The organism is Caldithrix sp., assembly GCF_056497305.1.
Genome location: NZ_JBSMDE010000170.1, coordinates 1 through 14,762 on the forward strand (window position 1 = coordinate 1; position 14,762 = coordinate 14,762).

10 protein-coding genes are annotated in these 14,762 nt (G+C 43.6%); all 10 read left to right on the forward strand.

From position 1 onward, the window contains the following. On the forward strand, positions 1-290 hold a 290-nt coding region (locus ACWB0I_RS14170; protein WP_479388723.1), incomplete at its 5' end, for a hypothetical protein. Between the two features lie 60 nt (positions 291-350). Then, entirely contained in the window at positions 351-1,217 is an 867-nt protein-coding gene (locus ACWB0I_RS14175; RefSeq protein WP_479388724.1) for a hypothetical protein, read from the forward strand. A 62-nt stretch (positions 1,218-1,279) separates the two neighbouring features. Next, positions 1,280-2,986, forward strand: coding sequence for a heparinase II/III family protein (locus ACWB0I_RS14180; RefSeq protein ID WP_479388725.1), 1,707 nt, complete (start codon positions 1,280-1,282; stop codon positions 2,984-2,986). A 269-nt stretch (positions 2,987-3,255) separates the two neighbouring features. Further along, the gene (locus ACWB0I_RS14185; RefSeq protein ID WP_479388726.1) at positions 3,256-4,497 is read left to right on the forward strand and encodes a glycosyltransferase family 4 protein; all 1,242 of its coding nucleotides are present in this window, start codon (positions 3,256-3,258) and stop codon (positions 4,495-4,497) included. After that, positions 4,490-6,190 (forward strand): capsule assembly Wzi family protein, encoded by a 1,701-nt coding sequence (locus ACWB0I_RS14190; protein WP_479388727.1) that lies wholly within the window; start codon positions 4,490-4,492, stop codon positions 6,188-6,190. Before ACWB0I_RS14185 ends, ACWB0I_RS14190 begins: the two co-directional genes overlap by 8 nt. Before the next feature lie 17 nt (positions 6,191-6,207). Continuing rightward, entirely contained in the window at positions 6,208-7,548 is a 1,341-nt protein-coding gene (locus ACWB0I_RS14195; protein ID WP_479388728.1) for an RNA-binding domain-containing protein, read from the forward strand. 22 nt (positions 7,549-7,570) lie between these two features. Then, positions 7,571-10,042 carry a sugar transferase gene (locus tag ACWB0I_RS14200; RefSeq protein WP_479388729.1) on the forward strand — a complete coding sequence of 824 codons (2,472 nt, stop codon included), beginning with the start codon at positions 7,571-7,573 and terminating at the stop codon, positions 10,040-10,042. Beyond that, positions 10,039-12,114 (forward strand): glycosyltransferase, encoded by a 2,076-nt coding sequence (locus tag ACWB0I_RS14205; RefSeq protein ID WP_479388730.1) that lies wholly within the window; start codon positions 10,039-10,041, stop codon positions 12,112-12,114. Before ACWB0I_RS14200 ends, ACWB0I_RS14205 begins: the two co-directional genes overlap by 4 nt. A gap of 94 nt (positions 12,115-12,208) precedes the next feature. Next, positions 12,209-12,589, forward strand: coding sequence for a four helix bundle protein (locus ACWB0I_RS14210; RefSeq protein ID WP_479388731.1), 381 nt, complete (start codon positions 12,209-12,211; stop codon positions 12,587-12,589). Positions 12,590-12,946: 357 nt separating this feature from the next. Continuing rightward, on the forward strand, positions 12,947-13,564 hold the full coding sequence (locus tag ACWB0I_RS14215; RefSeq protein ID WP_479388732.1) for an acyltransferase: 618 nt from the start codon (positions 12,947-12,949) through the stop codon (positions 13,562-13,564). Positions 13,565-14,762 lie beyond the last annotated feature (1,198 nt).

Here is a 14,762-nt window from a genome sequence, read left to right on the forward strand (position 1 = left end):
CAAGAGATCTAGTCCCGCTACAGCGGGATGCGAAAATTTTTGTGCTGAAGATCCTAACCCCCCTGCCCCCTTCCCTTCTTTTAATAAAGGGAAGGGGGAGCAAATTGTGCCGCTATGCTGAGTTTTACTCTGATGCGTTAAGATATTTTGCGATCCATGCGCACTTTGTGAATACTTTGCCCGTCCCCGAGGATCGGGATTTCCGTTGCGCCCCAACAGACAGCATTGTCCCTTTTCAGCATGAGGGGAACTTTCTGTCTGACAATAATATTAAATTAAAAGTCGATTAAAATTTTATTTTGCTGTAAAATTAATTATATTTTAGCAAGCAACGTGGTGTACAAAGGAAAATGTTAGACACATTAAAAATTTACAACGAATTAAAGGAACAATTTGAACCTGAGGCTGCTCTTAAATTGGCAGAACTCCTGGGTATGGTGTATCGTGAATTAGCCGATACGGTTACCAGAAAGGAATTTAATGCCTTAACTGAAGCGGTTCAGGAATTAGCTGAAGCGCAGAAACGCACTGAAGCCAGAGTAGAAGAATTAGCTGAAGCACAGAAGCGTACCGAACAACGATTAGATTCATTAACAGTTAAGATTGAAGAACTAGCCGAAGCGCAGAAACGTACGGAAGCCAGGGTAGAAGAATTAGCTGAGGCACAAAAGCGTACCGAACAACGATTAGATTCTTTAACGGTTAAAGTAGAAGAATTAGCCCAAGCGCAAAAAGTTACAGAACAAAAAGTGGCAGAGTTAGCAGAACAACAGAAAAATACTGAGAACCAACTACAACGATTAATCAAACGCGTTGACAATATTGAAATCCAGCTGGGAGGCATTAGTAACACGATTGGCTATTCTTTAGAAGATCGGGCCTTCAAGCCCCTTAAAAAATTATTGGAGACTGAATTTGGCATCACCGTTGACCGACTCTATCGCCGTAATATTGTGTATTCACCGGATAAATTCGATGAAGTTAATATTTATGGAGAGGGGCAACGAGACGGGCAAGAAATTGTGGTCATCGGAGAATCTAAAGCCCAGTTCGGCCCGAATGATGTCAAGAAATTTTTACAACAGTTAAAGAGATTAAAAGCGCATTTAAATCGTGAAATTTTCCCACTGGCCCTGGCGTATCATTATCATCCAAAAGCAGAGCAATTGCTCGAAAAAAATCACATTCGCTATTACTGGTCCCATGACTTAGAGTAATGGGGTATCGATCGCTCTCCTATTTTCTCCGTTGTATTAGTGTTTTTAATAAGAAAGACGGCATGATGCGAATCTTACTTGTTCTGAATACGTTGCGCTTTCTGCGACCAACCCAAATCCTGAACCGTTTAATTTTTGACTGCAAAAAGCATTTTTTAAGGCCGGTTATTGCTTTTGGGTTGAAATCAAAACAATACCATGGGACACCGACGCACATTTTTCTACACCCAAAATGTTTTGCCACCTCAGCTATTCAAAACTTGGGCGATAAAAGATTTAAATTTTTGAATGTGTCCAAAACTTACAAAAATGCCATTGCCTGGAATGATCCTCTGCAGTCTAAACTATGGTTGTACAATTTGCACTATTTTGAATATCTTTTACCGCTGATTCAAGAGGTTAGTGATCATAATTTCGCCCAGGCAGAAGAGATTATCATGGATTGGCTGCAGCACAATCCTGTAGGGCAGGGCAACGGCTGGGAATCCTATCCGATATCTCTGCGAGTAGTGAACTGGATTTTTTTTTATAATGCCTATTTTGATTATTTCCAGAAGGAAGGGACTTTTAGAAAAACGTTTTTAAATAGTTTGTATCAGCAGGTGGCTTATTTGAACTTATTTCTTGAGAAGCATCTGCTGGCTAATCATCTGTGGGCTAACGCCCGAACATTGCTCTTTGCAGGATTATTTTTTAATGAGCGGAAATGGATTGAACGTGGAGTTCATTTAGTCTCTCAAGAACTGAACGAACAAATTCTGCCTGACGGCGGCCATTATGAACGCAGCCCCATGTATCATGCCATAATTCTGTTAGATGTGATCGACCTGCTCAATTTAATCAAAGGGGCGAACTATAGTCATAATGATTTACCAGATATCCTTGATTTAAAAGAAAAACTAAGCGCTAAAGCAAAAGCCATGTGGCGCTGGCTAAGGGCTGTTACCCAACCTGATGGCGCCATCCCCCTTTTGGGGGACAGCGCTCTGGAAATGATTCCCCGTACGGAACACATTGGACGCTATTTAGCTGCCGTCCTGGGAGAATCCATCGATCTCCATCCTGCCGGCCCAAAGATTTCCCTTCCACATAGCGGTTACTTTATTTTTCGCGATGCCCAACGTTTTTTGATTATTGATGGTGGAGAACTGGGAGTAAGGTATCAGCCCGGGCATGCGCATTGCGATTTTTTGAGCTATGAACTGTCTTACAAAGGATTGCGGTTTATTGTGGATAGCGGAGTAGGGGAATACCTGCCGACGAGTCTAAGACAGAAAGCGCGCAGCATTCAAAGCCACAACACCCTTGTCATCAATGGATTGGATCAAGCGGAATTGTGGGCCGCATTTCGCATGGGGCGGCGGATCAGGCCGCAAGAGGTTCACTACGAAACAGAGCCCGCCTTCCAGTTCAGAGCTTCCTATTTCAATGGACTCAAAAAAGGTAAGGAATACTGGCATCAACGTATCATTCGTTTGAATGAAGCACTCGAAGTAACCGATTTGTTTGAAGCCAGGCGGCTGGAGTCTGTTGAAAATTTGTTGCATCTGCATCCGGGCTGTCTTATTCGCATGGAAGAAGGGCAGGTCATTGTCAGGCGGGCTGAAGTCGGTATTGCCATCATGTACGATACGCAGACCGTTCTGGCTACGCTAAGAGATTGGTTTTATGTGCCTGAATTTGGCAAAGTTTTACCGTCCCCTATGGTCGTCCTCCAGCCGAAAGGGAGTAAAATATCAGAAATGAAGTATCGGGTCGTTTTTCTTTAGTTCAGTGTTTTGAGCGTTTCTTTCTATTAAAAGATCCAACGTGTTTGCGTACTAAATTTTTTTAATCCATTAGTAAATAGCGGAAAGATTGAATTGTAGATGGTTGAGTCATCCGTCTACAAAAATCGGGATTTCTGTTTCGCGCCAACCAGAGGCCAGCCTAATATCAAACGTTATTTTTTGCGATGCGCAGATTTGCACTTAATGAAGCATACCGCTAAATTTGATGTTTATTAAAGTCTGGTGATTGGATTTTAAGGAGTAAGTTTTTGCGCATTCTATATCTTTCACAATATTTTCCACCGGAAATGGGAGCACCTTCGGCACGGGTTTATGAACTTTCCAGGCATTGGGTTAAAAATGGGGATCAGGTTACGGTTTTGACCAGCTTTCCCAATCATCCCACCGGGGTCATCCCTCCCCAATATCGTGGTTATCGCTTTCTGGAAGAAGAAAAAGACGGTATTCGCGTTGTACGTACCTATATCTTTGCTGCCCCTAACAAGGGATTTTTTAAACGTGTCTTATCATACCTCTCTTTTATGTGTTCCAGCATAATTCAGGGCACGTGGAAAGTGGGGCCCCAGGATGTACTCATAGCCACCAGTCCGCAATTTTTTGTGGGCATTGCCGGCTATCTGATCAGCCGCTTGAAAGGCATTCCTTTTATCTTTGAAGTGCGCGATTTGTGGCCTGAATCCATTGTCCAGCTGGGGCAATTAAAAAATCGCTTGCTGATCCGTTTTCTGGAATGGATTGAAATGGGGCTGTACCGCAAGGCTGTTCATATCGTTGGGGTGGCGGACTCTACGGTGGACATTATGACGGCCCGCGGTGTGCCTGCTGAAAAAATATCGATTATCAAAAACGGAGTTGATCTGGAACTCTTTTGTGACAAGGGTGATGGGCAGGCTTTAAAAGAAAAATATGGTTTTAAAGACCAGTTTGTTGTTTCCTACATCGGCACACACGGCCTTTCGCATGCCCTGGACAAAGTGCTGGATACAGCAGAACAGATGAAAGATGAAAAAGAGATTCTCTTTTTGCTGGTGGGCGAGGGCGCCGAGAAAGAAAATCTGATTAAAAAAGCGAAGGCCCTGCGGTTGTCCAATGTTAAATTTCTAAATCAAATCGATAAAAAACAGCTGCCCGATTTTTATGGCCTGTCGGATATTGTTCTGGTTACCTTACGTGATCTGCCGCTTTTCCGGAGTGTAATTCCATCTAAAATATTTGAGATCATGGCCATGGCCCGCCCCATTATCATCAGCGTGGATGGCGAGTCGCGAAGACTGGTGGAACAGGCGAGAGCAGGCATTTTTTCCCAGCCCGAGAATCCAGGTATGCTCAAGGAAAAAATACTCACGCTCAAGAACAATCCGCAGTTACGGGCTAGCCTGGGTGCCAATGGTCGAAAATTTGTGGAAGAATATTTCGATCGCAATAAACTGGCCGAACAATATCAACAACTCTTACATCGTTTGATTACTAATGAGGAAGACAATGCGTAGATTCATTTTTCTGACTCTCTGCTTAATTGGAGCTTTTAGCCTGAAGCTTATTGCCGCAAATCCAACTTCGGTGCCTTTAGAAAATCCGGTTTATGATTTTCTGGAACGCATGGAGACCCTGGGATTTGTAAAGGATGTGTTTAACGGCATCCGACCGTTTGACCGTTCAGAAGTGGCTGAATATTTGAAACAGGTGGCCCGGCATCGTAATGAGTTAACGGCTATCGACCGCAGACGACTGGATGATTTTCTGCTGGATTTCCGCTGGGAAATCGATCGAACAAAGCGATATGCTTTGTTGCCTGAAGGGCAAAACTGGTACTCCATTCTGGCCAGCTGGTCAAATTTTAAAAAGGATTTTCGGCGCTTTTTTAAACAGAATTTTCCTGAAGAAGAAAATCATGTGTTTTCCTGGGAACGAGGCAACAATAATTTTTATTTTGATTATGAACAGGGACTGGACTTTCAGCGCCATTCGCAGGGCAAAAGACGTTCAGCAAGCTGGCAAAGTTTTCAATTCCGCGGAACGTTAAATGAACATTTTGGTTACCATTTTGAGGTCAGTTTGCAGGGTATGCGTGGTAACGATAGCGCTTACATTGCCGAGCACCCGATTCTGAAAGGAAGCTGGAATCAATTGAGCGCCGGAGAATTACGTTACTCCGATTTAACCGGCGGAGAATTGGCCTTTCATGGTCCCTATTTTGATTTTCGGTTTGCTCAGCAAGCCATTACCTGGGGATATGGTGAATCGGGGCAATTGATATTGTCGGACAATACAGTGCCCTATCCCTATTTGAGTGTTAGTAAAAATTGGAAATGGTTTAAGTTCATTGCTCTGCATGGGAAATTACAATCGTTCTGGGCCGATACTTTGAAGGATGGTTACAAAGTCTTTCCGGAAAAATGGTTGGCCGCTCACCGTTTGGAGATGAGTTTATGGCATAAGTTGACCATTGGTTTGAATGAGTGCTTCATTTATGGTAATCGCTATGCGGACTGGGCCTATCTATTGCCCTTCAATTTTTATCGCGCTGTACAGCACAAATTGCGGGATCGCGACAACGCCACTATTGCCGTGGATGCGGAATATTTGCTTGCCCCCGGTTTTAAACTCTATGGTACGGTTTTTCTGGATGAGTTTAAACGCAGTATGTTGGGGACAAACTGGTTTGGCAATAAACAGGCTTTTTTATTTGGACTGTGGTGGGTGGATCCGTTCCGGTTGGCTAATTTTTCTGTTCGTTTTGAATACACGGCCATCATGCCCTGGGTTTACACGCACAAGTACCTGATCAACGCCTACACTTCGGATCAGCGCAGCATCGGGCACTGGGCCGGGCCCAATTCGGAAGTCCTTTATTTACACCTGCAAAAAGATTGGCATGTCCGTTTCAAAACCGGATTGAAATTACAACAGTACAAACACGGCGATAATTACCCCAATGAAAACATTGGTGGCGATATCCTTAAGGGACATTCTGTTTTGCTGGGCAGCCAGACCGAACCGCGGGAAACGCGCAAGTTTTTAGAAGGTATTTTAACCACGCGCCAGACGGCACAAATTTACGCCACCTATGAAATCTTTAACGATTTCTATCTGAAAGGCGCGTTTACATTGGGACGCTTAAAGATCGAAGAGCGGGAAAGCGACTATCAGGAATATTTTTTGGGCGTCGTGTTGAAGTATTAAAAACAGAAACATTTAAAATGATTCTAAAAGAATCTGAAACCGTTGAGCTGAAAAAGTCAACGGGTTCATTAAAGCAGGCCTTAATTTCTATTTCGGCCATTCTGAACAAACATGGCGGGGGAGAGCTCTACTTTGGCGTTGAGAATAACGGACAGGTGGTGGGACAGCAGGTTAGCGAAAGCACGTTGCGCCAGATAGCGCAAAAAATTTCGCAAGGTATTGAACCAAAAATTTTCCCATTGATCGAAAAAGTTAATTTGCAGGGCAAAACCTGTATCCGAATACGATTTGAAGGTAAGGAGCGCCCCTATTTTGCCTTCGGCATTGCTTATATCAGGGTGGCGGATGAAGACCGTAAGCTTTCGCCCCATGAATTGAAACGATTTATTTTAGAAAGAGATATCTATTCTCGCCGCTGGGATACGGAGTTAACGGACTTACCGGTTGAGCTGATCGATAAAGAAGTGTTTAATGAATTTTTGAGCAGAGCAAAAGAGGTTAATCGATTAAAATTAGGTACGGTTGACTGGCGCCAGAATTTAAACAAACTGAACCTGGCAAAAAATGGTAAATTGACCCATGCAGCAAAATTTCTTTTTACCAGTGCGCATGATATTGAGATACAATGCGCGGTCTTTGCCGGCACCGATCGTGTGACCTTTCTGGATTTTAAGAAGTTTGAGGGGAATTTATTTTTACTGCTGGAGGCGGCAGAAAATTACATTAAAGAGAAGATCAACTGGCGTGTGGAGTTTGATGAAACGATGAAACGCAAAGAAGTGCCGGAAATTCCACTGGCCGCCGTGCGTGAGGCGCTGGTTAACTCGCTGGTTCATCGCGATTTTGCCAATCCCAAGGGAAATGAAATCGCCATTTTTAAAGACAGGGTGGAAATTTACAATCCTGGCGCCTTTCCGCCGGGATTAAAGCCGGAAGATTTTATCAGCGGCCGGGAACGGTCTTATTTGCGAAATCCGAAAATTGCAGAGATCTTTTATTTTACCAAAGACATTGAACGCTGGGGCAGTGGGCTGGAAAGAATCCACAAGGCGTGTTTAAGTAATGGCGTTGCGCTAAAGTTTAACCTGTTGAAGACGGGCTTTCTGGTTACTTTTGAAAGACCGGAGGTAGAGTCAAAAGATTATGGCGGAACTGTGGAGAAAACTGTGGTAAAAACTGTGGAGAAAATTTTGCATGCTATTAAAGAGAATCCTGAAATAACAACACTTCAATTGGCGGAGTTGCTCGGTTTGAGTAGGAGAGGTATTGAATGGAACCTGGCCAGGCTTAAAAAAGAAGGAAAAATTAAGCGCATCGGACCGGCCAGGGGCGGTCGCTGGCAGGTGGTGGAAAAATAAAAACGGACAAGATTGAAGGCGCATGATTGATAATCAAAAAGTAATTTTTGGGGTAATCTTTCTTCTCTCGCTGGCTGCCGGACTTACGGCAACCTATATTGTGCGCGCTGTTGCGCGGCGTTTTAAAATAGGCGAAATGCCCGACCCGCGTAAGGTTCACAAAACCTTTATGCCGCACATGGGCGGGCTGGGAATTTACACAGGCTTTTTAGTGGGCATTTTCAGTTCGGCCTGGCTGCTGCCGGAAATTTACGCTCAGCTTATTCAGCAGTTCGGCGGCATCTTGCTGGCTTCGGTGCTCATTGTCGCGCTGGGCGTTTACGATGATTTAAAAGGCCTTTCGGCGGGAAAAAAGTTTTTTGGCCAATTTTTGTCGGCCACCATGATCATCCTCTCCGGCTGCCTTATCGAGCGCATCAGCCTGCCCTTTGCCATGGATATTGAGCTGGGATGGCTGGCCGTTCCCATTACCTATTTGTGGCTGATTGGCGTCAGCAACGCCGTGAATCTGCTGGATGGTCTGGATGGCCTGGCAGGGGGCATTAGCGCCATTGCCAGCGTCGTGTTTGCCGCCCTGGCTTATTTGAATGGAAACTTTGCTTTCTTCATTGTCAATCTGGCTTTGATTGGCGGTATTTTAGGCTTCTTGAAATTCAACCGCCATCCGGCAACCATTTTTATGGGCGATACGGGCTCATTGTTTTTAGGCATGATGCTGGCCGCCATCAGCATTCGGGGCTTTGAAACGACGGCAGGCCGAATCGGTTTGTTGGTTCCCGTTCTGGTGCTGGGCATCCCCATTGGCGATACCAGCGTAGCCTTTTTCCGGCGTTTAAACAAAGGGAAGCATCCTTTTAAACCGGATAAGGACCATCTGCACCATCGACTGGTTTACTTAGGATTGTCGCATCCCCATGCGGTTTATATGATCTACCTAACAGGTGCGGCGTTTGGCATCACCGCATTTTTGCTGGCCAGACATTACTTTTTAGTGGGGGGAATTGCTCTGATTCTGGTTCTGGCCCTGGCTGCTTTTGGTTTAAAGCGCCTTGGCTTTTTAGAAGCCCAGCGCACTAAAACCTATTACGGCGACCATCTGATTATCGAAGCGCAGCCCATGTTAGGCCCGCTTTCGGCCAGACGATTGGTCCACACTTTTTTACTGATCGGTGTGGACATTATTATGGTTAATAGCGCTTTGTACATGACCTGGTGGTTGCGTTTCCGTTCGGGCTGGATTCCGCATGAAACGGTCCCTTCGGCCAGTCTGATCTTTGAACCTGTGGTTATGATCATTTTTACGCTGGGCTGGGTGATCCTCTTTTACATGAACAATCTGTACAATTTACGCTGGGATGTTTCGCGTTTCGATCATCTGCGGCGTGTTTCCAGAACCATTTTGTTTGGCGTGATCATTCTCTTTGTTTTAACCTTTAATCCGGCCGAACCGTTTTCCGAAGGCCGCTTGAGTCTTTTGATTTACGGCGGATTTTTACTGCTGCTGGTGAACGCTGGCCGCCTGGCGATGATCAATCTTGAAAAAAAGTTTAAAATATTAGAATACGCTCCGCATCGTACTTTGTTAGTCGGAAATTCGAACAAAGCGCGTCGTCTGCTCAAAGACATCCGCCAGAATCCACATCTGTTGTATGATGTGTGCGGTTACGTAACGCGAGATGTTCAGCAAAAAAGTTTTGCTGGTTTACTTTTTTTAGGAACGTATGACCAATTACCGGAGATTATTCGTCGTGAAGGTGTGGAAGAGGTGATCATCGCCATTAATGAGCGCTCGCGGGATGAAATTTTGAATCTGGTTTCGCGCATCGATTCTCCCTCAGTGATTTTTAAGGTCATGCCCCAGCTGTACGACGCTGTTTCTGGATTGCGCACCGAAGAGGTCATTGGCCATCCTTTAATACGCCTGTTTCCGGAGTCCATGCGACCCTGGCAGTGGATGGTTAAACGTCTGCTGGATTTGCTGCTGAGTAGCTGTTTATTGATTGTTCTGGCGCCCTTATTTCTGTTGATTGTTCTCTTGCAAATGGCCAGTGGAATTTTCCCGCCTTTTGAAGTGCAAAATATGGTTGGTAAACACGGTCGGATTTTTGGCATGCTCAATTTTGCCACAGTCAATCGCCAAACGGGAAAACAGCCACTAATCGGTAAAATCCTTTACAATAGCCGAATTTACAAGCTACCGGCCTTAATTAACATCCTTTTGGGGAAAATGAGTTTTGTGGGGCCTCGGCCGGAAAAGGTGGAAGTGGTGGAGCATCTCAGAAAGAAAATTAAGTTTTACAACAGACGGTTTCAGGTGAGACCCGGTTTGACGGGTTGGGCGCAGGTCAAATATCGTTACGAAGAAGCTTTGAAGTACAAACGCGATCAACTGAAACAGGATTTGTTCTACCTGGAAAACATGTCGCTCTCATTCGATTTGCGCATTTTGATGCGTTCGTTTTTGATCTTTGTAGGGCGTAAAGGAACGCGATGAAAACAGATGATATTGTCATTTCGGTCATCATTGTCAATTTTAACGTGCGGGAATTTCTGGAGCAGACCCTGCTCTCAGTAAAACGGGCGTTAAAAGGCATCCCATCAGAGATTATTGTGGTGGATAATGCCTCTGTGGATGATTCGGTGCAGATGGTGCGCCGACGTTTCCCTGATGTTACTTTGATTGAGAATCGCGAAAACCGTGGTTTCTCGGCGGCCAATAATCAGGGGCTGGAAATCGCCAGAGGAAGGTTTATTGTTCTGCTGAATCCCGATACCGTTGTACAGGAAGATACTTTTCGTAAATTGCTCGATTTTTTTAAACGCACGCCGGATGCTTCGGCTGCCACCTGTAAAATCATCAACCCCGACGGCACCTTTTCTGTAGATTGCCGGCACAGCATTCCAACGCCTTTGACTGCCTTCTGGAAAGTGACCGGGCTGTCGCGTCTGTTTCCTAAAAGCAAGATTTTTGGCAGGTACAACTTAACCTATCTGGATGAAAACGATACCTATCAGGTGGAGGCCATTTCCGGTTCTTTTATGATGATGCGCCGCGAGATTGTGCAAAAGGTGGGCAAGCTGGATGAAGATTTTTTCATGTATTGCGAAGACATCGATTATTGTTACCGCATCAACCAGGCCGGAGGCAGAATCTATTACGTGCCCGATTCGCAAATCATTCACTACAAAGGGGAGAGCACTAAGAAATACAATCTGGATTATGTGGTGACCTTTAATAAGTCGTTGTACAAGTTCTACAAAAAACACTATCAGAAACGCTACGTGTACCCTTTTAAATGGTTAATTGTTCTGGGAACTATTGTGCGCGGCATTTTGATCTTCGTTAAAAATAATCTGGAAGTGTACTATCCCTTGTTGATCGATCTCGTTTTGCTGAATGCCATCCTGTTTGTCAATTTCTGGATTCGCTACGAACTACGCGGTGGTTTCTATTTGAAAGATTTTTTTAATCAGTACATTATTATTAATCTGATCACCACCATAGCTTTTTTCCTGTCCGCTCTGTTTTTCGAAACCGTCAAACGCGATCGTTTTTCGGTAAGCAAGATCATTAAAGCGACCCTGACCACCTTTACCTTTGTTTCGGCTTTAACCTTCTTTTTTAAACAGTTTGCTTTTTCTCGCCTGGTGGTTGTGGTATCGGCTTTGGGGAGCATGCTGGCCATGGTTTTGTGGCGCATCGTTTTGCGGGCTGTGCGCCGAAAAACAACTTCGGCCCTGAGCCGCGACTATTTTTTAAAACGCACGGTCATTGTAGGCTTTGATCAGGAAACACGCAGATTGTTAGAAAAGTTGCAGAAATATGTAACCTCCAGCATTAAGATTCTGGGATTGGTAGCGCGGGAACGGAACGATGTGGGCAAAACGTTGAATAAGATTCCGGTTGTTACCACTCTAAAAGATTTACCGGAATACATTCGTCTGAACCGCGTTGATCTGGTGATCTTTACCACGCACAACCTGCCCTTTCAGGAAATTTTGACCACCATGTCCAGGGTACAGAAACCGGAAATCGAATTTAAAATGGTGCCCGATCATCTGGAATTTATGATCGGTAAATCCAATGTGGAACGCCTGGACGCTTTGCCGCTGGTAGATATTGAATTTGGATATGGAAAGCCTTTTAATAAAATCGTAAAACGATTGTTCGATCTGGGGCTGGCTGGCGCAATGTTGGTTTTGCTTTTTCCTTATCATCTGTGGAACATGGGGCGTGGCTTTAAGACTATTTACAAAAGAGTATTGGCAGGGCATGGGGGTAAAAAAATAACAATCCTTTCCTCTCCCCTGAAAGGATTACACTTTACGGTGAACCTGTGGAATATTCTCATGGGTAAAATCTCTTTTGTGGGCGCGCCTATGACCGAGGAGGAGCGCCTGGCACCCATTTACGATTACAAGCCCGGGCTTACCGGAATTGTGCAGATTAATCAGGATAAGATCAACAACGACGAAATGCGTGCAACCTACGAAGCGCACTACATTAAAAATCAGGGGCTGTTTATGGACGTGGAGCTGCTGCTAAAGGCGGTTTGGGGAGGGTGAGTGTAAGAGTATAAGAGTGTAAGAGTGTAAGAGTATAAGAGTGTCGGATTGCAAACTTGCCTATTGGCAGGAAGAGCAAAAGGGGAGGTCGGGGATGCACAGTCATATTAAGAATTTTACAGATCTGGATGTTTGGAAAAAAGCCAGAGAAATTCGGAAGCAAATATATCAGATTTGCGCGAATTTACCAGGGGAGGAAAAATATAATTTGACTCTGCAAATGAAAAAGGCTGCCGTTTCACTTACTGCAAATATCGCCGAAGGATATGGACGATTTCATTTTCAAGAAAATATACAATTTTTGAGAACTTCGAGGGGGTCGGCCTATGAATTATTAGATCATATCGTCACATGCAGCGATCAAAATTACATAACACAGGAAAAAGCTAAAGAAATTAATGATTTATTGCTGCACTGCATAAGACTGATAGACGGTTTGATAAGATACTTAAAAAATAAAAAAAGTTCACTCTAAAAGGATATTTTTTACTATTACAATAAGAAAATAATTTGAAAGATAGATTGTTTTTATAGGAGATATAAGATTATCATCCCCCCAGAGCGGGAATCGAAATGACAAATCATACTTTTAGGAGCGAAATTTTAAAAAGAATAAATAAAATAAGAATGGTGGTAAGAGTTAGGTGTTGGTTCATTGGAACAGCAGAAAAATCTGGAAACAAGGAGACTGAGCGTTATGAAGCGCATTTTAAGGAAAATTACTTTACAAGCCTGTAAAAACTTTTTTACTCTTACACTCTTATACCCTTATACTCTTACACTTTTAGACCTTAAAATACTAAACTAAAATTAACATAGAAAGGATACTCCTATGTCGAACACTTACTTCGTACATCCATCCAGCTATGTTGATGACGGTGTCCAAATCGGAGAGGGGACGAAAATCTGGCATTTTTCACATGTGCAAAGCGGCGCTGTGATTGGCAAAGGCTGTACACTGGGACAGAATGTGAATGTGGGCAATAATGTGCGTATTGGCGATTATTGCAAAATACAGAATAATGTCTCTATTTACGAGGGCGTGGAATTAGAAGACTATGTTTTTTGCGGACCGTCCATGGTCTTTACCAATATTTTAAATCCACGTTGCGAATTTCCCCAGAGAGGATCGGCATTTTATGTAAAAACGCTGGTTAAACACGGTGCTTCGATTGGCGCCAATGCTACCATTGTTTGCGGAAATACCATAGGACGTTTTGCCTTTATTGCCGCCGGCGCGGTGGTTACCAGAGACGTACCGGACTACGCATTAATGGTGGGCGTACCGGCCAAACGCGTGGGCTGGGTGAGTCGCCACGGTGAGCGTTTGCCGGAACCGGATGAAGATGGAATTATGGTTTGCCCCAAGAGCGGCTGGCGTTACAAAGAAGTAGAACCGGAAGTCTTGCGCTGCCTGGACTGGCCGGAAGATAAGCCTGTAGAAAGGTGAGAGGCAAAGAGTGAACAACGAACAGTAAATAGTGAACAGTTGAATGTTTGAATGGGATGGTGGATTAAGAATTAAAAATTACGAATTATCCGCAGGATGCCTATGGTACGATTGTTGAATGATGAATGATGAATGATGATTTATGAATTTAGATGTTTTGAACATTTACCATTCGAATTTAGAATTTGTTTCGTATTTCGATATTCGAATTTCGGATTTTGCAATTTGCATCATAAAAACTATTCTGCGTGCATTTGCGGTACCTGTTCCTGATCAAAATTGGGATCTTCGCTTCGCTACGACCGGTGGCTAGACGAGTTTGAATATTGGAAAACCTGACCGTCCCTAAGCGTCGGGGCAGCCAGACGGTTTAAGTGATTAATGGTATTTGACATCAGTTTAAAACGGGCTTTGGGTATAGATAATGATTTGTTTTCAGCCCATGTCACCTTACCATAAGGCCAAGATGGAGTTCCCCTCCTATGAAGGGGGTACTGGTTAAACAACATGAACTTCAGAAAAGTGAATTTTTTCTGTTAAAGTAGAAAATTAGGGAGTCGAATATAGGGCATTGCAGAAAAAGTTGACAGGGAGTCAGAGGGCTAATTTGAGATCTGCAAAACTGCCAATTTAATCACAAAAGGTAATGCGTGATTTTATAAGTTAAGGCATCATTCCAGACAGAATAAAATCACAAGGATGTTTTGTTGCCAGCCAGGGATTGGTTTATCAGGTAAGTTTAGATTTATTTGTTTGCATTCCAGTGGGGGATGTAATTGACGGGGCGGAGCTGTATTTAAACGTGACGCGCGAACAATGAATAGTGAATAGTTGAAGGGGCTGAAGTTTGAAGTTTGAAGTGGGAGCGTAACTTCCGCAGGAGGCCTATGGTACAATTGATGATTGACGACTTATAAATTTAGCATTTACTGAATTTAAATGTTTTGAACATTTACCATTCGAATTTAAAATTAGTTTCGAATTTCGTATTTTGCAATTAACATCATAAAAACTATTTTGCGTCTATCCGTGAACTCCAAAAGTAAAACGAAATATACAAATAAATTTTAAATTATTGAGTTCAGTATAAAAACCACGAATTTCACGGATTAACACGAAGATATTTGATGTAATTTAAATAAAAACAATAGGCAAATTTAAATAAAATTCGATAATAATACCTTTTTAGAGTGGACTC